Source organism: Avrilella dinanensis, assembly GCF_002807015.1.
Lineage (GTDB): Bacteria > Bacteroidota > Bacteroidia > Flavobacteriales > Flavobacteriaceae > Flavobacterium > Flavobacterium dinanensis.
In genome coordinates, this window is the sequence record NZ_NIPO01000001.1 from 1252136 (window position 1) to 1273193 (window position 21058).

A 21058-nucleotide genomic window follows, 5' to 3' on the forward strand; every position below is an offset into this window, starting at 1 on the left:
AACAGCCCACTGCTTAAAAACAATGGGCTGTAATATTTATGATTGAGGCGTTTCTGATTCAGCAAGAACTTCGACTCCAATGCTTAAAAGTAAAGCTTCATATTGTTCACTGTCTTTTTCTTTGATTTTATCTAAAATGAATGTTGCAGTTTTTTTCATTTCAGGTATATCAATGGGGGTCATACCTTTTTCAAACAATGCTTCTAAATGTGAAAATTCATTATTTATTCTGTCTGTTAAGCTTGAAGCTTGTCTATTCCCTCCAAAAAATCTTATTAGTTTATCGTCTTTTTCGACTGCATTTGGATACTTGTAATAAAGAAATGCTTCTAAAAACTTTCGTGTATTGTTTCCGAAGTTGTAAAATAAGTTATGTTGGATTTCATCGTCAGCATTGGCTGTTGAACACAAATAAATTTGATGAAACAAAAAATTAAATTCAGTTACATAATCCTTTAAATAACGTGGCATTATTTTGATTTTACTGCTTTCTTTTTCTCGTGTAATCAAGAAGTATGCACTCTGGTTTTTATTTAAAGCACTCGGCAAACGTTTCAAGTATTTTAGAAAATCAAGGTTGTGTGTAGAAATGAATATTTGTTCAAACTCTTGTTTGGCAATAATTTCAGCATTAATAAGAGAATAAACGAAAAAAATGTGATTGCTATCTAAACTTGAAATTGGATCATCAATCCAAATGATTGGTTTGCTTCCTTTGGTATCAACATCTTCAAGTTTTGCCATAAAGTAACAAAATGCAATCAAACTACATTCACCTTCGCTTAGGTGGTGTGATTTCTTTCCGTTTCTTACTATTTCAAATCGTATTTTTTTACCGCCTGAAACATCTGCATCTCCTAAGGCTTGTAATGTTAGAAAATCATGCCCGAAGAAATTGTTTAGATATTCATTTACTTTCAACGCTCCTTTTTCTTCATCTTTCATCAGGCGTTCTTTATCTTCAATCTGGGTAATCTGTTGTCTAATTTTCTCTTCTACAGCTTGCTTGCCCTGTGTTTCGTTTTCAGAAGTTTCTTTCAATGTCTGTATTCTTGCGGTTGCATTCGAATATTGAATTGTTGTTACAAAATCGGAGACTTCACGTAATCTCAAAAGTTTTTTTGCTTCTGTTTGTTCGCTGCCCAAGGAATTACTATACCCGTTTGCTTCATTTTTATATTTTTCAAAAATTTCCCAACACCATTGAATTCTCTTACTATTATCAATAATATCAATATATTCTTTAGTATTTAAAAGGTCATCTTTTCGTTCTTTAAGGCTTGTAATAATGCGATTTAATTCTATTTTGATTTTATCAACGATGTTTTGTTTTAGTGAAATTAATCTATCTAAATCCGAATGAAATTTTGAATAAAAAGCACTTTTGTCGATTTGAAGTTGTGAATCAATATCGCGAATTGAATTTTCAACTTGAGAAATTAACACATTGATTTCTATTTCTAATTTCTCAGATTCTTCGTCAAAATGGCTGTCCAGTTCGTTCCAACGATTCTCTGAAATATCATTGCCACAAAAAGCACATTGTTCAAGTTTATCTTTGTGTATTTGTCGTCCATCTTTAACCCAACGATTAAGAATAGCATCTTTCAAAAGTTGCTCGATTTTGTTAGAACTGCTGATTGATTTCGTAACAAGTTCTTTCGCTTTTGTATTAAGCGTGTTTAAATCTAAATTTGGTTTTACAATTGTGGGAATATCTGCATTTGTTCTCTCATTCAGTAAATTTTGTTTTTCTGTTATTTCGGTATCTGTTAATGGTAGAAACGAAGTTTCTAAAACAGTGGAAATATCATTTTGAAGTTTATTGATGTTATAATTTTGGTCACCAAACTTTTCAGATTTGTATTTTATTCCGTTAGGGTTGTTAGTTGCTTTATGGTTTAGTTGTTGGCTCAAACTACTGTTCTCTGTTTGATACGCTTGTAATGCTGTGTTTGCAATTGTTGTAGCGTTTTTAAGTTCAAGATAAAATCCAGTTTCGTTTGCTTCTTCGTTGCTACCTAAATCATGTTTTAATGTTTGTATTTCTTCTTCAATGGTGGCATTACCTCCAATTATTGCAAATGGGGTAATACTTTCATCCGAATTCACAATGAAACGAAGGTTGTCTTTTACAAAATCTTCGTTAAACACTCTGATTTTCTTTCCGTGTGCCGTTAGATTATTTTGCGTTGTATCTGCAATGTCTTGAATGCTTACTTCAAATTGTGGATTTTCGTATTTATCAGAAATGTTGCCTATTTCTAATGCTCTTACTATTCTTGAAAGAGTTGTTTTACCAGAATAGTTACGTCCGTATAAAATGTTGATTGGTTTAAATAAAACTATATTATTTCCATCGTCGCGAATAGCTGTGTCCCAATTGAAATTTTGGAAAACAGCAAGGTTATTGATTGATTTGAACTTCGTAATCATTATAGCATTATTCTGAATTTATGATTTAAGTATTACAATATGGATGAAATACGAATATAATGAAATATAATTATTTATTAAGATGATGGAACTTCCAAATCTATCATCTGAAGAATATTATATTAAAGTTGAGTAATGAAAGACCGTTCCATACCCTTGAATTTATGGGAAACCTTCTGCATATCCTTTCCGACTTTCTCGTTGAGTATCTTGGCATAAATCTGTGTGGTAGCCATGTTCTTATGCCCTAACATCTTGCTTAAACTTTCCAGCGGAACACCCTCACTCAAAAACAAGGTAGCAAATGTATGACGTGCCAAATGGAAGGTTACTCTCTTTTCTTTTAGACAGTCAATCTGTTGGGATATTCTCTTTAGGCTGTCATTGCAGACTGTGTTTGATGGTACAGGGAATACCTTTCCATCCTTTGAAAATCCCGCATATTTCTCAATAATCATTTTAGGAATATCCAACAGCATCACGTTTGACGATGTGGCTGTCTTTTTCCTACGTATGATAATCCATTGGTTGCCATCAAAGAAATCCTGAATATTGCTGTTTCTAAGTCCTTTCATATCTGAATAGGAAAGACCTGTAAAGCAACTGAAAACAAACAGGTCTTTAACCAATTCGTCTTTCTTTTTATCGCAGTTGAACGTTACAAGTTGTTCTAATTCATTCCGTAGCAGATAACCTCTGTCTTTGTCCTTTTTAGTGTTCTTATACTCGCTGAATGGATTGAAAGTAAGATGCTTTCTGCTCATTGCTAAGCGGCAAAGCGTGGTAAATCCAATCATATACAACCAAATGGTGTTGTGTGTCAAGCTTTGGTCGTCACGCAGGTAATAATCAAAGTCCTGTACAAAATCAGATGTAAGATCGTTGAATGATAACTCAGAATATCCGTACTTTGTCAGTGCAAAATTACGCAGGTGCTTTAAAAGTGTTTTGTATTTACTGCGTGTACCATTTACCCGAAGTCCACTATTAACCTTTTTCTCATAGTCCAATAGGAACTGTTCATAGAATTTGAAAAAGGTAAGTTCTCCGCTTTCCATACCGAGAAAGGCATTTTTAAGTTTAGTACTGTTTACCGTCCCCTCATTCTTTAGGACTTTGGAATAGCATTCCTCAATACCTGAACGGATTTTGTCAAGGTTGCTGTTTGTTTCTTGGGCTTCTCGGCTTTTTCCTAAAACCCTGCCATACTTCAAATCCCAGTTTGTTGCGGAAATATCCAGCTTGGTACTGAATGCAGATTGTTTTCCGTTTACGGTAATTCTACACATAACCGCAACTTTTCCGTTTTTCTTTGGGGCATTCTTTTTAAGGTAGAAAAGAACCTTAAATGTTGATTTTTTTGTCGTTTCCATACTCACAATTCTTAATGATAAAATTAAACTTATGTGAGCCACGGAACAATATGAAAAACTATGCAGAAAGCTGAAGTACAGTATTTTAAAAAAATTACTTCTGATATTTAAAAGTAACGTTTTAGTAACCTTACTTTTGTCCATCGTTGCTTTTTCCTGCTTTTTACCTCGTTACCAAGAAATCAAAAAACGATTGTAATGCCTTTATTTACAATCGTTTTGCCTGCTATTAATCTTTGATGTATTTTTACTGAAATTTTATTTTAAAAATTATCGTGAGTTAAAAATCGTTCTATTTCTTCCAACACATTTTTATCCCCCAGTATTTTACGATGACCTAATTTTTCCGTAAGGAAAAGTGTTGATTCTGACATAGCCTTATGAATGTCCACACTTGACTGATACGGCACGTCCGGGTCGTTTTTATCATGAATAAGCAATACCGGAATATCTATTTTTCTGGCTTGTTCGGCTACATGATAATCTTCCATTTTGTTATGGAGTTTCTTTTCAAAATAACGTTGTAGCTTTGGGGATATTTTCTCTTTCAACCCCAACTTTTTCACAAAATCTTCGAGAACGTCCACCATATTGTTCCCACCGCTGACGGCTACTGCTTTCTTCGCACGTACTCCTCTGGCAAGGCAATTCAACGTGGCTACTGCCCCCAGCGAATGTCCGACAATGACATCAAATCCGTGGTATTTATCATCAAGCAAGGTTACCGCTTCCATAAATTCCAGCAAATGTGTTTTGTTTTTGCTTGATTTTCCATGCCCGGGAGCATCAAAACTAATCACTTTGTAACCTGATTTTTTCAGCAAATTGGCTATAGAAAAAAGCTGGGTTCCTCTCCCGCTCCACCCATGTACCAGCAAAGCAGTTTTCTGTCCTTCGCCATATTCATACACCAAAATATTTTTGTGCGATTCCGGCAAAACCATCGGGTATTTCACTGAGAATGTATCCATGCCTTTTTCTCGTGCCGGCATAGGGAAACGAGCTGGGGTAACAAATAATTTATAGGCAAAACGAACTGCCCATCTGTCTGACACAAAAGACATTGCCTTTGCCGATGTTCTGACATATTTCGGCACTTCAATAATAGGATTAGGCTTATTTTTATCTGCTTTCATATTAACGCATATCATTAAAAAAGCCATTCCAAGGAATGACTTTTTATCTTTTTAAAAAATTTCTATTTATTTGCTTTTCTTTCCCGAGCCAACAAAGTGTTTTTCATCAACATAGCGATGGTCATTGGTCCAACTCCACCCGGAACCGGTGTTATCCATGATGATTTCGGGGCTACTTCATCAAACTTCACATCGCCTTTAATCACGTAACCTTTTGGGTGATTGGCATCAGCAACCCTTGTAATTCCTACATCGACAATCACTGCTCCGTCTTTAATCATATCAGCTTTCAGAAATTCAGGAACACCAAGAGCTGTAATGATAATATCTGCCCTCCGAGTGATTTCCTCAATATTTTGTGTGGCAGAATGAGTTAGTGTTACGGTTGCATTACCGGGATAAGCCTTACGACTCATCAGTAAACTCATTGGTTTACCAACGATATTCGACCTTCCGATTACAACAACCTCTTTACCTTTGGTTTCTATCTGATTACGTTCCAACAATTGTAAAATTCCGAAAGGAGTCGCCGGAATAAATGATTCCAACTCCAACGCCATACGTCCGAAATTCTCGGGGTGGAAACCATCTACATCTTTGTCCGGGTCAACCGCATTAAGGATTTTTTGTTCATCAATATGTTTCGGTAAAGGCAACTGAACGATAAACCCATCAATATCATCATTGTTGTTCAACTCATTGATTTTTGCCAGCAATTCTTCTTCGGTAGTTTCTTCCGGCAAAGCAACCAGAGTAGAATCAAACCCAATTTTCTCACAGGTTTTTACTTTACTGCCCACATACGTCAAACTCGCTCCGTTACTGCCGACCAATACTGCCGCCAGATGAGGAACTTTTTCTCCACGGTCTTTTATTTTTGCTACTTCGGCAGCAATTTCATTTTTAATTTCTTCCGAAACTTTTTTTCCGTCTAATAATTGCATCGTTGTTGTCTTAATAATGAATTTGTTTCAAGTTTTTTTGTTTAAAGTTGTTACCTCTACAACCAAAGTTGGAATTTCACGTTCAAAATTTCAAATTATTCAATATTTTTTCAGTTTTCGTACTCAGACCAACTCTTTAAACAATTATAATTAGAGAATCCGGATTTATTTTATACCCATTCCTTTCATCTGACTCATCATTCTCATCATATTTTTTCCTTTGGCACCTTGCATCATTTTCATCATTTTGCTCATTTGGTCAAATTGTTTCAACAGTTGGTTTACTTGCTGAATAGTTGTCCCCGAACCTTTGGCAATACGCTGTTTACGCTGAGCGTTCAACACTGATGGTCTTGCCCGTTCGTCTGGTGTCATGGAATGAATCATCGCTTCGATATGTTTGAAAGCATCGTCTTCTATTTCAACATCTTTGAGTGCTTTTCCTACACCCGGAATCATACCGACAAGGTCTTTCATTGACCCCATTTTTTTGATTTGCTGAATTTGGTTAAGGAAATCGTCGAAGCCAAATTGATTTTTGGCAATTTTCTTCTGGATTTTTCTGGCTTCCTCTTCGTCGTATTGTTCCTGAGCTCTCTCTACCAAGGAAATAACATCTCCCATTCCCAAAATACGATCCGCCATACGGTCGGGGTGGAAAACATCAATCGCGTCCATTTTCTCACCAGTACCGATAAATTTAATCGGTTTGTTTACTACCGATTTAATCGAAATGGCAGCTCCACCTCTGGTATCTCCGTCTAATTTGGTCAATACCACACCATCAAAATCCAGACGGTCGTTAAAGGCTTTAGCTGTGTTTACCGCATCTTGTCCGGTCATGGCATCAACCACAAACAATGTTTCCTGTGGCTGAACAGCAGCATGAACATTTGCGATTTCGTTCATCATCTGTTCGTCAATCGCTAAACGTCCGGCGGTATCGATGATGACTACATGAAAACCATTACTTTTGGCATGCTGAACGGCATTTTGGGCAATTTCAACCGCGTTTTTATTTTCACGCTCGGCATATACCTCCACATCTATCTGTTCTCCGACAACGTGCAACTGGTCAATCGCCGCAGGACGATAAATATCGGCAGCAACGAGTAACACTTTTTTGTTCTTTTTAGTTTTTAAGAAGTTAGCCAATTTTCCGGAAAAAGTCGTTTTACCCGAACCTTGCAAACCCGACATCAGAATAACTGCCGGATTACCGGAAAGGTTGATGCCTACGGCATCTCCTCCCATCAGCTCTGTCAGCTCATCTTTCATGATTTTGGTCATCAGCTGACCGGGTTGCAATGAGGTTAGCACCTCTTGTCCTAAGGCTTTTTCTTTTACCTGATTGGTAAAATCTTTGGCGATTTTATAGTTAACATCGGCATCGAGCAAAGCTCTGCGGATTTCTTTGAGTGTTTCCGCTACATTTACTTCTGTTATCTTACCATGCCCTTTCAGGATATGGAAAGCTTTATCTAACTTATCACTTAAATTATCAAACATACTTCATTCGCTTTGTTAAACCACAAAATTACAATAATATAGGCGATTATCAAATCTTATTTATTTCTTTTACGCTCGTGTTCTTTCAGGAAAATCTTTCTCAGACGAATAGATTTTGGCGTTACTTCCACATACTCATCTTTCTGAATATATTCCAACGCTTCTTCGAGTGAAAATTTAATTGCCGGCGTAATTTTTGCCTTGTCGTCGGCACCAGACGAACGAACGTTGGTCAGTTTTTTGGTTTTGGTTACATTCACGGTCATATCATCTGAACGAGAATTTTCTCCAATAACCTGACCTTCATACACTTCCTCATTCGGATCAACAAAGAAACGTCCTCTTTCCTGTAATTTATCAATCGAATAAGGAATCGCTTTTCCGTTTTCCATTGAAATCAATGAACCGTTGTTACGTCCTGCAATTTCGCCTTTATATGGTTGATATTCAATAAACCGGTGTGTCATTATTGCTTCTCCGGCAGTTGCTGTCAATAATTGGTTTCTCAGACCGATAATTCCTCTCGACGGAATATTGAAAACGATAATCATGCGTTCGCCTCTCGGTTCCATAGACAACATTTCGCCTTTTCTCAAGGTAACATATTCTACAGCTTTACCCGAAAGATTTTCCGGAATATCAATGGTCAATTCTTCTACCGGCTCACATTTCACTCCGTCAATTTCTTTGATAATAACCTGTGGCTGACCGATTTGTAATTCATAACCTTCTCGTCTCATGGTTTCGATTAGTACTGATAAATGCAATACACCGCGTCCGAAAACCATAAATTTATCTGCCGAACCGGTTTCCTGCACACGCAATGCAAGGTTTTTCTCCAATTCTTTTTCCAATCTTTCTTTGATGTGTCGAGAAGTCACGAATTTACCTTCTTTACCGAAAAACGGCGAATCGTTAATCGTAAATAACATACTCATCGTCGGCTCATCAATTTTGATGGTTTCCAAGCCTTCAGGATTTTCGAAATCTGCAATACAATCTCCGATTTCAAAACCTTCGATTCCGGTAACAGCACAAATATCTCCTGCGTGCACTTCGGTTACTTTCTTTTTGCCCAAACCTTCAAAAACATATAAATCTTTGATTCTGGATTTTACCGTATTCCCTTCTCTTTTTATCAAGGAAATATTCATACCTTCTTTTAATATTCCTCTGTGTAACCTTCCGATAGCAATACGACCGGTGTAGGTAGAGAAATCCAATGAAGTAATCAACATTTGCGGTGTTCCTTCCAGTTGTTTTGCTGCTGGGATATGTTCTAAAACCATTTCCAGTAACGGCTCCATAGAGTCTGTCGGTTGTTTCCAATCGGTGGACATCCAGTTGTTTTTCGCTGAACCGTAAACCGCCGGGAAGTCCAACTGCCATTCTTCTGCTCCTAATTCAAACATCAGATCGAAAACTTTATCATGCACCTCCTCCGGCGTGCAGTTTTCTTTATCCACTTTGTTGATGACAACACAAGGTTTTAGCCCTAATTCAATGGCTTTTTGCAACACAAAACGTGTTTGTGGCATCGGTCCTTCAAAAGCATCGACAATAAGCAAAACACCATCTGCCATATTTAATACCCGCTCTACTTCGCCTCCGAAGTCGGCGTGACCCGGGGTATCTATGATATTAATTTTTGTGCCTTTGTATTCTACGGATACGTTTTTAGACACAATGGTTATTCCTCGTTCTCTTTCTATATCATTATTATCTAAGATAAGGTCGCCTTTGTTTTCGTTATCGCGAAAAAGCTGACAATGATACATGATTTTGTCCACCATAGTTGTTTTACCGTGGTCAACGTGTGCAATGATTGCGATGTTTCTGATAGAACTCATATATTGTTTGGTAATTTTTTAACACAAAAAGCCCTCATAAAAGGTATGAGAGCTTTCATTCTGATTATAATTTTCGAAGGTCTTACGATAAAGACGCAACGTGTTTAGCTAATTTAGATTTCAAATTGGCTGCTTTATTCTTGTGAATAATGTTTTTCTTTGCCAATTTGTCAATCATAGATGTTACAGAAACCAATCTTTCCTGAGCCTCTTTCTGGTCTTCAGTACCACGCAAAGCTTTGATAGCGTTACGTGTTGTTTTGTGTTGGTATTTGTTCAGAACTCTTTTTTTCTCGCTACTTCTGATTCTTTTTTTTGCTGACTGATGATTTGCCATTTTAAATACTTTTTTTTAATTGTAATAATTATTATAAAACTATTAGTTAAAAAAGAAAAACCTCCCACAATTGAAAAACAATCACTTTGGTTTTAACTAATAAAATAACGACCGAGACACAGGCACATTATTTTATAAAACTTATTTACAACTAATTGTAGTCCGTAGGGGAATCGAACCCCTGTTACCAGGATGAAAACCTGGCGTCCTAACCCCTAGACGAACGGACCATTGTTTTTTTTTAGGTAAAATACAACCTCTTGTAGTCCGTAGGGGAATCGAACCCCTGTTACCAGGATGAAAACCTGGCGTCCTAACCCCTAGACGAACGGACCATAAAATACTTCCCTGNTTTTCTCATACCCTCAGAATCTGTTTTGTTTTATCTGAATTTAAACTAAACCTTGTTTTTCGGGAAATAATCGGGACTGCCTTGGTGTAGCTATCAAGAAATTACAGACATAAGCACCTAACCAACAATAACTTAAAACAAAAAAGCACTCAAATAATGAGTGCTTTTTTGTAGTCCGTAGGGGAATCGAACCCCTGTTACCAGGATGAAAACCTGGCGTCCTAACCCCTAGACGAACGGACCATTGTTTTTTTTTAGGTAAAATACAACCTCTTGTAGTCCGTAGGGGAATCGAACCCCTGTTACCAGGATGAAAACCTGGCGTCCTAACCCCTAGACGAACGGACCATTGTTTTTTAAGGTAAAACACAACCTTTTGTAGTCCGTAGGGGAATCGAACCCCTGTTACCAGGATGAAAACCTGGCGTCCTAACCCCTAGACGAACGGACCTTGAAATGCTTATTTGCATTTTCGGTTGCAAAAATAAATATAATATTTGAATCTGCAACTTTTTTTATCAATTTTTCCCTTTACTTACGATAGCAGACATACAATGAATCACTTCACTCTCAACTTCAACTCAACAGAATTGTAAAACTAAATATTAAAACAACCAATCTTCGTAAAATTATAATCTTTTTTCTATATTAGTGGTTCCGAAACTAGAATAAACATGGGTTCTAAGATAAAAGTCACTTTTGCTTGTAGCGAAAATTGGAATAATATGCCCAAGACCGGCAATTGCAGATTTTGCCAGACTTGCGAAAAGCAGATTATTGATTTTACCCAATTAAATAATCGGCAAATTTCAGATTATCTGCAACAGAATCAAAATGTTTGCGGAAGAATCAAACAATCACAAATTGACAGTATCAATTCACAAGAACTTTTTCTTCCTAAAATTCATTCTCGAAATCGGTGGATTTGGACTATCGGACTTGGTGCATTATTAGGAATTACCGAACCTGTTCAAGCACAAACGAATGAAAACAATATTGAACAGACCAAAAGCAATAATGATGAAAAAACATTGTCCAGCCTTGAACAAACAGTAACAATCACAGGCAGGGTAACGGATATAGATTTTGGCGACCCTATTTCTGATGTATTAATCACTATTGAAAACACGGATATAAAAACTTATACCGATAAAAATGGTAAATATAGTTTGACTTTTGATAAAGATTTGGACAAAGAAACTTTAGTTACTTTTAGTATAGCCAATTATAAAGAAGAAAAATTATCTCTAAAACGTATTTCCCCTTATAGAAACTTAAAATTAATGTCTGACGACGAGGTAGTAATTGGTGCAATAATAATATCCAAATAAACCGGCTTTCGCCGGTTTTATAATTATCAATAAGCCTTAGCAAACAACACTCTCTGGGCCGATGGCTTACCAGTAAAGACACAAACGCCTTGTTCTTCTTTGTTATCCAACGGGATACAACGAATGGTAGCTTTGGTTAGTTCCTGGATTTTTTCTTCGGTTTCGGCTGTTCCGTCCCAATGAGCAGAGACAAATCCGCCTTTGGTTTCCAACACTTCCTTGAATTCATCAAAGCTGTTTACTTCTGTGATGTGGTTTTCTCGGTAAGCAAACGCTTTTTGGTAAATACTTTGCTGAATTTCATGCAACAAATCCTGAATACGCTTTGCTAATCCATTTTGTTCAACCGTTTCTTTGGTCTGCGTATCGCGGCGAGCCAACTCTACGGTATTATTCTGCATATCTCTCGCTCCAGCTGTAATTCGCACAGGCACACCTTTCAATTCCCATTCAGCAAACTTGAATCCGGGACGATGTGTATCCCTATCATCATATCTCACAGAAATATTCATATCCTGCAATTCATCAGACAGTTGATTCACAAATCGGTCGATGTTCGCTTTTTCTTCTTCGGTTTTGAAAATAGGCACAATCACAACTTGTATTGGTGCCAATTTTGGCGGAAGTACCAATCCACTGTCGTCAGAATGCGTCATAATCAACGCCCCCATCAAACGGGTAGATACCCCCCACGAAGTAGCCCAAACATATTCTTGTTTCCCTTCTTTATTGGTATATTTTACATCAAAAGCTTTAGCAAAATTTTGCCCTAAAAAATGAGATGTTCCTGCCTGCAAGGCTTTCCCATCCTGCATCAAAGCCTCGATAGTCAATGTATCTTCTGCTCCGGCAAAACGTTCGGTTTCTGTTTTTCTTCCTTTCACAACCGGAATCGCCATGATATTTTCTGCCACGTCGGCATATACGTGTAGCATTTGTTCTGCCTCGGCAATGGCTTCTTCTTTTGTTGCGTGAGCGGTGTGTCCTTCCTGCCACAAAAATTCAGCAGTACGCAAAAATAATCTTGTACGCATTTCCCAACGAACAACATTTGCCCACTGATTAATCAATATCGGTAAATCTCTGTGTGATTGTATCCAATTTTTGTATGTACTCCAGATAATCGCCTCAGAAGTAGGACGAACAATCAATTCTTCTTCGAGCTTGGCATCTTCATCAACTTTTAATTTGCCCGGATTTTCTTCATCGCTTTTCAGCCTATAATGGGTCACGACAGCACATTCTTTAGCAAAACCTTCCGCATTTTTTTCTTCGGCTTCGAAATAACTTTTAGGTACGAATATCGGAAAATAAGCATTTTGATGCCCGGTGGCTTTAAATCTTTTGTCTAATTCAGCTTGCAGTTTTTCCCAAATTGCATAGCCATACGGCTTGATAACCATACACCCTCTCACTCCGGAATTCTCTGCCAAATCGGCTTTGACAACCAGCTCATTATACCATTTTGAATAATCTTCGGCTCTTGTTGTAATACTTTTACTCATAAAACATAATATTGGTACGAAATTTGTTTTGTATTCTTTAACAGAAATATCCCACAAATCTAACTATTTTTGTAATGTCCAACAATAAAAATATTTTTCTTATGTCCAAGTATATGCAATCTTATCGCTCATTTTCCAAAATATTGGGATTGATTGGTATTATTTCACTGGCTTCTTGTTCCTCAACACAAGGGTTTTACGATGCCGACGGAATTTATACCGACCGTCCGATGAAAGTTGACAAACAACCGGTTGATTATGCCACTTATTTCGATGAAATGAAACAGGAAGCGGACAGTTATGCTTATATCATTGACTCCGAAGATTACTTTTCTCAATCCGAACCTAACAGATATGGGGGTTGGGGCGAACAAACCGGCGATACCAATATCTATTTCAACAACAATTGGGGTTGGAATTGGGGGTTTGGTTATGGTTTTCATTATGGTTGGGCTGACCCTTATTTTGGCTGGGGATATCCTGGTTTTGGCTGGGGCTGGGGATACCCATACTATTGGTACACCCCTTATTACTGGGGTTGGGGTTATCCGAGATATGCTTACAGAGATGTTTCCAGAAGCTCTTTTCACAGAAATCCAGGACGAACCGTTTACAGCCCGGCTACCAATTCATTACGCCAGACAAGAACACTTCGCTCAAGAGATTTAACAACTTCGCGGACATTAAACTCAAGAAGTAGAAATATTGATAACTCACGAAACCAGACCGTACGAAGACCGGTTTCCCGAAACACCATCAATCGTTCTGACAATATGAGACAAAACAGAAATTCAGAAACTATACAACGAAATACAAACAGAAACTTCAGTCCTTCCCGCTCAATCAACACCGGTGGCTCAAGAAGCACAGGTGGCGGAATATCAAGAGGCTCAGGCAGAAGTAGATAAAAAACACCAACTATGATAAAAAGAACATTTTTAATAGGCAGCTTATTAATAGGAATCAATGCAGTCCATGCACAGGAAATGATGCCTGGTGAGGGAGTTCAGTACGCTAACCCTTTCCAGACAGGAAGTGCCCGTTTCAATGCAATGGGAGGTTCGTTTGGAGCAATTGGTGGAGATATTTCGAGTATCCACATCAATCCGGCAGGTAGTGCGGTAAACGTAGCAAACTATGCCACCGGCGGACTAAACCTGAATATGGAAAACAATCAGGGAAATTATTTCGGCAACAACCAGCGTGCCAACAAAACCAATTTTGACTTCAGCAATGTTGGGGTAGTATTTAATTTTGAAAACAGTAATCCGGAAAGTAGTCTGAAAAAGACAACGCTCAGTTTCGACATTTCTGGCAACAGTTTTCTTGACCGTGACGTAAATTTCAAAGGAATTAATGAAAATTCTATCGCAAACTATTTCCTACAACACGCCAATCAAGGTTATGACGGTGCTGCTGTGCCTATTGGTTTGATTCAGGACAGCAATCTTTCTATCGGCGATTTGTATGCCGATTTGAACAGCATTCCGCAAGGGTTTTCTGCCCAACAAGCATTATTAGGTTTTCAGTCTTATTTGCTGGACTTTGATTCGGGTGCAGGAAATTATGTTTCCACTATGGCAAACGGCCCTTATTTACAGGAACATTATGCCAGAAGTCGTGGCACAAACAACAAAATCACTGCTAATCTGGCTTTTGATTTCAACAATCGTTTTTATGTTGGAGCCAACGTTAATTTCCATACAATAGACCGTCGTATGACCAAAGAAATTTACGAAGGAACACAAAGCAATGTGCAAAACGGCGTAACAGAAATATTATTTACCAACGACTTATACACTTACGGAAATGGTTTTTCTTTCAACATCGGAGGTATGGCAAAAGTTACAGAAGAGTTACGAGCCGGTTTGTCATACCAATCGCCGACGTGGTATAACCTGAACGATGAGTTTGAACAATTCATGGAAACAATCGTAGTTACTGATGGTGCTTCGGAATACGTAGATGCTTCACCCTATGTGATTACGCTTTATGACAAATACAAACTGAAAACACCAGGCAAAATCAATGCGAGTTTAGCGTATGTTTTCGGTCACAACGGTTTAATCAACGTAGATTACTCCCGTACCGACTATACAACCATGAAATACGGTAAAGGCGATGAATTTGCCCTTATCAACAATTTCTATAAAGACCATTTGCAGGCGTCCAACGAAATACGTGTTGGTGGTGAATACCGTATTGACGCATGGAGTTTGAGAGGTGGATACAGATGGCAACAAAGCCCTTACAAAAACAAAGAGTTGATGGACGATTTGTTTGGTATTTCTGCCGGATTTGGTTACAGCTTCGGCAACAAACGTATTGATTTAGCATACACGTATTTGCAACAAAAATATGCCACACCAATGATTAGCTCAGGCTTGAATGATATGGCAAAAATTACCCAGAAAAATAATATGATTACACTTTCTTATAACGTGTATTTTTAAACAGGCTCTTTTTTCCAAATAATTTATTCAACTCGTTAATTCAGCGATTAACGAGTTTTTTATTGTACTTTTGCACAAATTTTTTTCATCTATGAAAATGTTTAAACCGTTTTTTGTTATTGTGTTCGTTATGTGCAGTTTATCTATGACTGCACAAGACAATCCTGTTAAATATACCGAGAATAATAAAGGTAAATTTTTCGTGTACTGGGGCGGAAACAGAAGCCAGTATTCCTCTTCTGATATTCGGTTTCAGGGCGAAGATTATGATTTTACGTTGCACGAAACTCGGGCACATGACAAACCCAAAGGTTGGCACATTGATTACATCAATCCGGCACGAATGACAATTCCGCAAACCAACCTGAGAGTCGGGTATTTTATTTCCGACAAATACAATATTTCACTGGGCTACGACCACATGAAATATGTGACCACACAAAATCAAATGGTGGAATACTCCGGTCATTATCCCAATGAAGGTAGTTATGGGGAAAAAGTCAATGACAATCTGTTATGGCTTACCGAAGATTTCGTCCAGTTTGAACACACCGACGGACTGAATTATATCCATGCTGAAATCAGCCGCATGGACGATTTGTCGCGTTTTGTATATTTACCTGATACCGACAAAGTGCAGCTAAATGCTACCTATGGCGTAGGTGGCGGATTCATTTTTCCGAAAACCAATGCCCAGATATTAGGCAAAGAGCGACACGACGATTTCAACATTGCCGGTTTCGGATTATCTGCCAAAGCAGGTTTGAACCTCATCTTTTTCAAGCATTTTTTTGTACAATACGATGTGAAAGTCGGGCATATCAACATGAACAACGTTCGGACGACACACAGCAAGACCGACAAAGCCAGTCATCATTTTAATTTCCTTGAAACTACCATTTCTTTCGGAGGTATTTTCAGAATCTAACAAAACCAGCAATGAGAACAAAATCATTAAAAAGAAATAAAATCAATGTGGTTACACTTGGTTGTTCCAAAAACCTTTATGACAGCGAGGTGTTGATGGGACAGCTGAAAGCCAGCGGAAAAGAAGTTACTCACGAGGCAAAAAAAGACGAAGGCAACATCATCGTGATTAATACCTGCGGATTTATCGACAATGCCAAAGAGGAATCGGTAAATACTATTCTAGAATATGTGGATAAAAAAGAACAGGGATTGGTCGATAAAATTTTCGTAACAGGCTGTTTATCTGAACGCTACAAGCCCGATTTAGAATCAGAAATACCTGATGTTGACCAATATTTCGGCACAACAGAATTACCACTGTTACTCAAAGCTTTAGGTGCCGATTACAAGCACGAATTGCTAGGCGAACGACTGACAACCACACCGAAAAATTACGCTTACCTGAAAATTGCTGAAGGTTGTGACCGACCTTGTTCGTTTTGCGCGATTCCGCTAATGAGAGGAAAACACGTTTCTCAACCAATTGAAAAACTGGTTAAAGAAGCAACGAATTTAGCCAAAGACGGCGTAAAAGAACTGATTCTGATTGCACAGGATTTGACCTATTACGGTTTGGATTTATATAAAAAACGTAACCTGGCAGAATTGCTGGAAAACTTAGTTAAAGTTGAAGGCATTGAGTGGATTCGTCTGCATTACGCCTTCCCTACCGGTTTCCCGATGGACGTTCTGGAACTGATGAAACGCGAACCGAAAATCTGCAATTACATTGACATTCCGTTGCAGCATATTTCTGATAACATTCTGAAATCTATGCGTCGCGGGACGACTTACGAAAAAACGACCCGATTGCTCAAAGATTTCAGAGAAGCCGTACCGGGAATGGCTATCCGTACCACTTTGATTACGGGCTATCCGGGCGAAACCGAAGAAGACTTTGAAATACTAAAAAACTGGGTCAAAGAAATGCGATTCGAGCGTTTGGGCTGTTTTACTTATTCTCACGAAGAAAACACGCATGCTTACTTGCTTGAAGACGATGTACCGAACGAAGTGAAACAAGCCCGTGCGAATGAAATCATGGACATTCAGGCACAGATTTCATGGGAATTAAATCAAGAGAAAATCGGAAAAACTTTCCGTTGTATCATCGACCGCAAAGAAGGGAATCATTTTGTGGGACGCACCGAATTTGACTCGCCTGATGTGGACAACGAGGTTTTGATTGATGCGTCAAAACATTACGTCAAAACAGGAGATTTTGTCAATGTAGAAATTTATGATGCTACAGAATTTGATTTGTACGGAACACCTGTTGTTTAGTTTGCAGTCGCAGTTCTCAGTTAGCAGTAGTATGACTGTAAACTGAGACTGAATACTAATACTGAGACTGAATACTGAAAACTAAGAAAATGTCGAGTATAATCTTATTGTTTCTCTGCCTATTTATTGGAATCGTTATACAGCGTATTCCTAATTTTCCGCGAAATACGGCAATCGTTTTAAACCAATATATTCTATTCATCGCCCTGCCTGCCATGGCGTTGTATTATCTGCCTAAAATTGAATTGGGCTGGGATTTACTGTTTCCCGCTTCAGTAGCGTGGATTGCTTTCGGATTATCCTATTTGCTTTTTACTTTTCTGGGAAAAATGTACAACTGGTCGAAAAAACTGATTGGTTGTTTAATTATTACGGCAGGACTCGGAAACACCTCGTTTGTCGGTATTCCCGTTATTCAGGCATTGTATGGCGACGAGGCTCTCAAAACATTGATTATCATTGACCTGCCCGGAACATTTGTAGTGCTTTCTACCGTAGGCGTAATGGTTGCCACGCTGTTTTCCAGCCAGAAAAACAACAATGATTCCATGTTGAAGAAAATGCTTACTTTTCCACCATTGGTTGCATTTCTTATTGGTTTTTCAATGGCGGTTTTCAACATAGATTTTCCTGATTTTTTTAGTACCACACTCAAAGATTTGGCAGCAACCCTCTCGCCTGTCGCATTGATTTCAGTTGGATTTCAGCTGAAGTTTAAAGCCTATAGTAAACACTTTCGTTTTCTGGCATTAGGGCTTGCTTTTCAACTGATTTTACTTCCCGCTGTTATTTTCGCTTTGTTTTTTCTGGTTTTGGGACGCACCGACGAAATCGCCAAAGTGTGCGTTATTGAAGCTGCTATGGCACCGATGATTACTGGTGCAATTCTCTCGTCCAGTTACGGACTCAAACCCGAACTAAGCAATATGATGGTAGGTTTTGGTATTCCGATTTCGTTTATTACGATTGCGGGTTGGTATATGTTGGTGGAATATTTGATGGTTTAAAAATATAAGTTATTTCTACTTTTTTCATGTTTATGTATATTTACACTATTTAGCTGTAAGCAGGAATGAAAACCAAAATCCCCATAACACTCATTTATTCAAGGTTGATAATCGGCTTTCTGATTATCCTTTTGAGTATTTTACAGGCTGGATACCACAAAGAAATCATCGTCGCATTGTTGACTGTCGGACTTTTAACGGATATCTTCGATGGCATTATTGCACGAAAACTGAGGGTTTCCACCCAAAAACTACGTCGCTTAGACTCTTCTGTTGACCAGGTATTTTTCATTAGCGTAGTTGTTTCAGCCTATATACTTTGTCCCGATTTTTTTAAAAACAATCTCCTCTTACTTTCGGTATTGATCGGAAGTGAACTCCTGACGTATGTTGTAAGTTTTATCAAATTCAAAAAAGAAGTTGCCACGCATTCACTCGGAGCGAAATTCTGGACTTTGATATTGTTTGCTACTTTGGTTCAGATTATTTTACAATGCGAATCAAAATACTTGTTTTTACTGTGCTTTTGGGTTGGCATACTAACCCGCATAGAAATTATTGCGATTATCCTTACCCTGAAAAACTGGACAAACGATGTTCCTACTATTTTTCATGCAATTCAACTCAGAAAAGGAAAGTCAATTAAACGAAACCGATTTTTTAATGGATAGTTGATAATCACATTTTTGAGCAATAACCACAAAAGCAGTTAGATTTTATATAAAACTGAAATATTATGGAGAATTTACACAAAAATCGTTTGCGTTTTTTCTTCAAATCCTGGAAAACGAGTTTTTAAAGTTTGTATAACAATTGTATGTTTTCTAAATACTGCTAACGGCATTCGGTAACCGGAAGATTGTCTAATTATACTAATGAAAATCATTTCTTCTGAATTCTATTCTATAAACATAGAAAAAATAATATTTCCGGCACATATCACTCGATTTTCTAAATCAAAAATTGAGTAACTAAATCTTTTGTTTTAATTTTGGCACAATCAAAATCATAATTATGACTTTTCAGAATACAAGAGCATTTGCACAATCTTTGGACACACAGGACGAATTATCCAAATACCAATCCGAATTTGAATTTCCGCAACTGAATGGTAAAAAAGTAATTTATTTTACCGGAAATTCATTGGGATTACTTCCAAAACGTGCCCGAAAATATATCAATGACGTAATGGACGATTGGGCAAACATGGGCGTTGAAGGTCATTTTTATGCCGAAAAACCTTGGTGGGACTACCACGAAAGATTTTCCGTACCATTGTCAAAAATTGTCGGGGCTTTGCCTTCCGAGGTTTCTGTGATGAACACCTTAACGGTCAATCTGCACATGATGATGGTTTCATTTTATCGTCCGACTGCTAAAAGATTCAAAATCATCTGTGAAGAAAAAGCTTTTCCGAGCGACCAGTATATGTTGCAAACACAAGTCGCTTTTCACGGTTTCGACCCAAAAGAGGCTATCGTGGAAGTGAAACGCCGTGAAGGAGAACACAACCTGAGAAACGAAGACATTATTGAAAAAATCAGAGAAGTTGGTGATGAACTGGCATTGGTTTTAATCGGTGGAATCAATTATTATACGGGGCAAGTGTTGGATATGCAAGTGATTACCAAAGCAGGTCACGAAACAGGAGCAAAAGTTGGCTGGGATTTGGCACATGCCGTCGGAAACATCGAATTATCTTTGCACAACTGGCAAGCAGATTTCGCCTGTTGGTGCAGTTATAAATATATGAATGCCGGACCGGGAAGTGTTTCGGGATATTTTATCCACGAAAAACACCACAATGATAAATCGTTGCCAAGATTCGGTGGCTGGTATGGTCACAACAAAGAACGTCGCTTTTTGATGGAACCTGAGTTTGACCCGAATTCGGGAGCATTTGGCTGGCAAAGTTCATGTACAGGTGTATTAGCGATGGCTCCTTATCTGGCATCTGTGGAAATGTTTGATGAAATTGGTATGGACAAATTGTCTGCCAAACGCAATCAATTAACAGCTTATCTGGAATTTATCATCAAGCAAGTTGCCGAAGAAACCCAAAGCCGCCTGGAAATCATCACACCGGAAAATCCGGCTGAAAGAGGTTCGCAACTGTCCGTTATTTTACACGGACAAGGCAAAGATTTATTCCATTACCTGATGAAAAACGGTATTGTTGTAGATTGGCGTGAACCTGCCGTAATCAGGTTGGCACCTGTGCCGTTATACAGCACTTATGAAGAAATGTATGAATTCGGACAAATTCTCTCTGAAGGAATCAGACAAATGAAGTAGTTTTTAGAGCCTGTTTAAAATTATCTAATAATTTGTTTATGCTTCTTTTTGGTCATAACTGCGTTAAATTTTAAAACGATAGCTCTGCTATCCTTTGAAAATTTGCCTTGTTCTGCCTCAAAAATAAACTATAAACATTTTTACAATACAAATTTAAACAGACTCTTACTTTTAAAATTATAAAACCCGCATCTTTCAATTTGATATGATGCGGGTTTATTTTGAACTTAATAGGTCTTCNCAATAGCTAATGGGGGGTAAAAAGCTAATGCCTTAT

16 protein-coding genes and 5 tRNA genes are annotated in these 21058 nt (G+C 37.9%); 8 read left to right on the forward strand and 13 right to left on the reverse strand.

Annotated features, from left to right (window positions below; genetic code table 11):
- Positions 1-36: 36 nt before the first annotated feature.
- The 12 genes from CDL10_RS05955 to CDL10_RS06010 all read right to left on the reverse strand — a co-directional run bounded on the left by CDL10_RS05955 (position 37) and on the right by CDL10_RS06010 (position 10388).
- Positions 37-2436 carry an AAA family ATPase gene (locus tag CDL10_RS05955; RefSeq protein ID WP_100677682.1) on the reverse strand — a complete coding sequence of 800 codons (2400 nt, stop codon included), beginning with the start codon at positions 2434-2436 and terminating at the stop codon, positions 37-39.
- Between the two features lie 122 nt (positions 2437-2558).
- Positions 2559-3809, reverse strand: coding sequence for a site-specific integrase (locus CDL10_RS05960; RefSeq protein ID WP_100677683.1), 1251 nt, complete (start codon positions 3807-3809; stop codon positions 2559-2561).
- A gap of 263 nt (positions 3810-4072) precedes the next feature.
- Complete coding sequence (locus tag CDL10_RS05965; RefSeq protein WP_165772988.1) at positions 4073-4945, reverse strand: alpha/beta fold hydrolase; 873 nt, start codon at positions 4943-4945, stop codon at positions 4073-4075.
- A 62-nt stretch (positions 4946-5007) separates the two neighbouring features.
- Positions 5008-5889: a bifunctional 5,10-methylenetetrahydrofolate dehydrogenase/5,10-methenyltetrahydrofolate cyclohydrolase gene (locus CDL10_RS05970; protein ID WP_100677685.1), complete on the reverse strand. Its 882-nt coding sequence runs from the start codon at positions 5887-5889 to the stop codon at positions 5008-5010.
- 165 nt (positions 5890-6054) lie between these two features.
- Positions 6055-7398 (reverse strand): signal recognition particle protein, encoded by a 1344-nt coding sequence (gene ffh / locus CDL10_RS05975; protein ID WP_100677686.1) that lies wholly within the window; start codon positions 7396-7398, stop codon positions 6055-6057.
- 56 nt (positions 7399-7454) lie between these two features.
- Complete coding sequence (gene typA / locus CDL10_RS05980) at positions 7455-9248, reverse strand: translational GTPase TypA (protein ID WP_100677687.1); 1794 nt, start codon at positions 9246-9248, stop codon at positions 7455-7457.
- A gap of 82 nt (positions 9249-9330) precedes the next feature.
- Positions 9331-9585, reverse strand: coding sequence for a 30S ribosomal protein S20 (rpsT, locus tag CDL10_RS05985; protein WP_100677688.1), 255 nt, complete (start codon positions 9583-9585; stop codon positions 9331-9333).
- A gap of 158 nt (positions 9586-9743) precedes the next feature.
- Positions 9744-9815 (reverse strand) — tRNA-Glu (locus tag CDL10_RS05990).
- Between the two features lie 33 nt (positions 9816-9848).
- A tRNA-Glu gene (locus tag CDL10_RS05995) sits at positions 9849-9920 on the reverse strand.
- A gap of 188 nt (positions 9921-10108) precedes the next feature.
- Positions 10109-10180, reverse strand: a tRNA-Glu gene (locus CDL10_RS06000).
- 33 nt (positions 10181-10213) lie between these two features.
- Positions 10214-10285, reverse strand: a tRNA-Glu gene (locus CDL10_RS06005).
- 31 nt (positions 10286-10316) lie between these two features.
- Positions 10317-10388 (reverse strand) — tRNA-Glu (locus tag CDL10_RS06010).
- A gap of 223 nt (positions 10389-10611) precedes the next feature.
- Between CDL10_RS06010 and CDL10_RS06015 the strand changes: the two genes are divergently transcribed.
- Positions 10612-11268 carry a carboxypeptidase-like regulatory domain-containing protein gene (locus CDL10_RS06015; RefSeq protein ID WP_117615785.1) on the forward strand — a complete coding sequence of 219 codons (657 nt, stop codon included), beginning with the start codon at positions 10612-10614 and terminating at the stop codon, positions 11266-11268.
- A gap of 26 nt (positions 11269-11294) precedes the next feature.
- On the opposite strand, the gene proS is transcribed toward CDL10_RS06015, so the two are convergent.
- On the reverse strand, positions 11295-12773 hold the full coding sequence (gene proS / locus CDL10_RS06020) for a proline--tRNA ligase (RefSeq protein ID WP_100677690.1): 1479 nt from the start codon (positions 12771-12773) through the stop codon (positions 11295-11297).
- 101 nt (positions 12774-12874) lie between these two features.
- Between proS and CDL10_RS06025 the strand changes: the two genes are divergently transcribed.
- From CDL10_RS06025 to kynU, 7 genes are all read left to right on the forward strand, one after another.
- Positions 12875-13681 (forward strand): hypothetical protein, encoded by an 807-nt coding sequence (locus CDL10_RS06025; RefSeq protein ID WP_133119459.1) that lies wholly within the window; start codon positions 12875-12877, stop codon positions 13679-13681.
- Between the two features lie 12 nt (positions 13682-13693).
- Positions 13694-15226 (forward strand): OmpP1/FadL family transporter, encoded by a 1533-nt coding sequence (locus CDL10_RS06030; RefSeq protein ID WP_100677692.1) that lies wholly within the window; start codon positions 13694-13696, stop codon positions 15224-15226.
- A 91-nt stretch (positions 15227-15317) separates the two neighbouring features.
- Positions 15318-16154, forward strand: coding sequence for a hypothetical protein (locus CDL10_RS06035; protein WP_394363830.1), 837 nt, complete (start codon positions 15318-15320; stop codon positions 16152-16154).
- An 11-nt stretch (positions 16155-16165) separates the two neighbouring features.
- Complete coding sequence (gene rimO / locus CDL10_RS06040; RefSeq protein ID WP_100677693.1) at positions 16166-17479, forward strand: 30S ribosomal protein S12 methylthiotransferase RimO; 1314 nt, start codon at positions 16166-16168, stop codon at positions 17477-17479.
- A gap of 89 nt (positions 17480-17568) precedes the next feature.
- Positions 17569-18486 carry an AEC family transporter gene (locus CDL10_RS06045; RefSeq protein WP_100677694.1) on the forward strand — a complete coding sequence of 306 codons (918 nt, stop codon included), beginning with the start codon at positions 17569-17571 and terminating at the stop codon, positions 18484-18486.
- A 65-nt stretch (positions 18487-18551) separates the two neighbouring features.
- Positions 18552-19157 carry a CDP-alcohol phosphatidyltransferase family protein gene (locus CDL10_RS06050; RefSeq protein WP_100677695.1) on the forward strand — a complete coding sequence of 202 codons (606 nt, stop codon included), beginning with the start codon at positions 18552-18554 and terminating at the stop codon, positions 19155-19157.
- A gap of 343 nt (positions 19158-19500) precedes the next feature.
- Positions 19501-20781 (forward strand): kynureninase, encoded by a 1281-nt coding sequence (kynU, locus tag CDL10_RS06055; protein WP_100677696.1) that lies wholly within the window; start codon positions 19501-19503, stop codon positions 20779-20781.
- Positions 20782-21058: the final 277 nt, after the last annotated feature.

Excerpts from the sequence above, each read along its gene's own strand:
- CDL10_RS05955 (WP_100677682.1), bottom strand. The coding sequence starts at position 2,436 with ATGATTACGAAGTTCAAATCAATCAATAACCTTGCTGTTTTCCAAAAT.
- CDL10_RS05960 (WP_100677683.1), bottom strand. The coding sequence starts at position 3,809 with ATGGAAACGACAAAAAAATCAACATTTAAGGTTCTTTTCTACCTTAAA.
- CDL10_RS05965 (WP_165772988.1), bottom strand. The coding sequence starts at position 4,945 with ATGAAAGCAGATAAAAATAAGCCTAATCCTATTATTGAAGTGCCGAAA.
- CDL10_RS05970 (WP_100677685.1), bottom strand. The coding sequence starts at position 5,889 with ATGCAATTATTAGACGGAAAAAAAGTTTCGGAAGAAATTAAAAATGAA.
- ffh (WP_100677686.1), bottom strand. The coding sequence starts at position 7,398 with ATGTTTGATAATTTAAGTGATAAGTTAGATAAAGCTTTCCATATCCTG.
- typA (WP_100677687.1), bottom strand. The coding sequence starts at position 9,248 with ATGAGTTCTATCAGAAACATCGCAATCATTGCACACGTTGACCACGGT.
- rpsT (WP_100677688.1), bottom strand. The coding sequence starts at position 9,585 with ATGGCAAATCATCAGTCAGCAAAAAAAAGAATCAGAAGTAGCGAGAAA.
- CDL10_RS06015 (WP_117615785.1), top strand. The coding sequence starts at position 10,612 with ATGGGTTCTAAGATAAAAGTCACTTTTGCTTGTAGCGAAAATTGGAAT.
- proS (WP_100677690.1), bottom strand. The coding sequence starts at position 12,773 with ATGAGTAAAAGTATTACAACAAGAGCCGAAGATTATTCAAAATGGTAT.
- CDL10_RS06025 (WP_133119459.1), top strand. The coding sequence starts at position 12,875 with ATGTCCAAGTATATGCAATCTTATCGCTCATTTTCCAAAATATTGGGA.
- CDL10_RS06030 (WP_100677692.1), top strand. The coding sequence starts at position 13,694 with ATGATAAAAAGAACATTTTTAATAGGCAGCTTATTAATAGGAATCAAT.
- CDL10_RS06035 (WP_394363830.1), top strand. The coding sequence starts at position 15,318 with ATGAAAATGTTTAAACCGTTTTTTGTTATTGTGTTCGTTATGTGCAGT.
- rimO (WP_100677693.1), top strand. The coding sequence starts at position 16,166 with ATGAGAACAAAATCATTAAAAAGAAATAAAATCAATGTGGTTACACTT.
- CDL10_RS06045 (WP_100677694.1), top strand. The coding sequence starts at position 17,569 with ATGTCGAGTATAATCTTATTGTTTCTCTGCCTATTTATTGGAATCGTT.
- CDL10_RS06050 (WP_100677695.1), top strand. The coding sequence starts at position 18,552 with ATGAAAACCAAAATCCCCATAACACTCATTTATTCAAGGTTGATAATC.
- kynU (WP_100677696.1), top strand. The coding sequence starts at position 19,501 with ATGACTTTTCAGAATACAAGAGCATTTGCACAATCTTTGGACACACAG.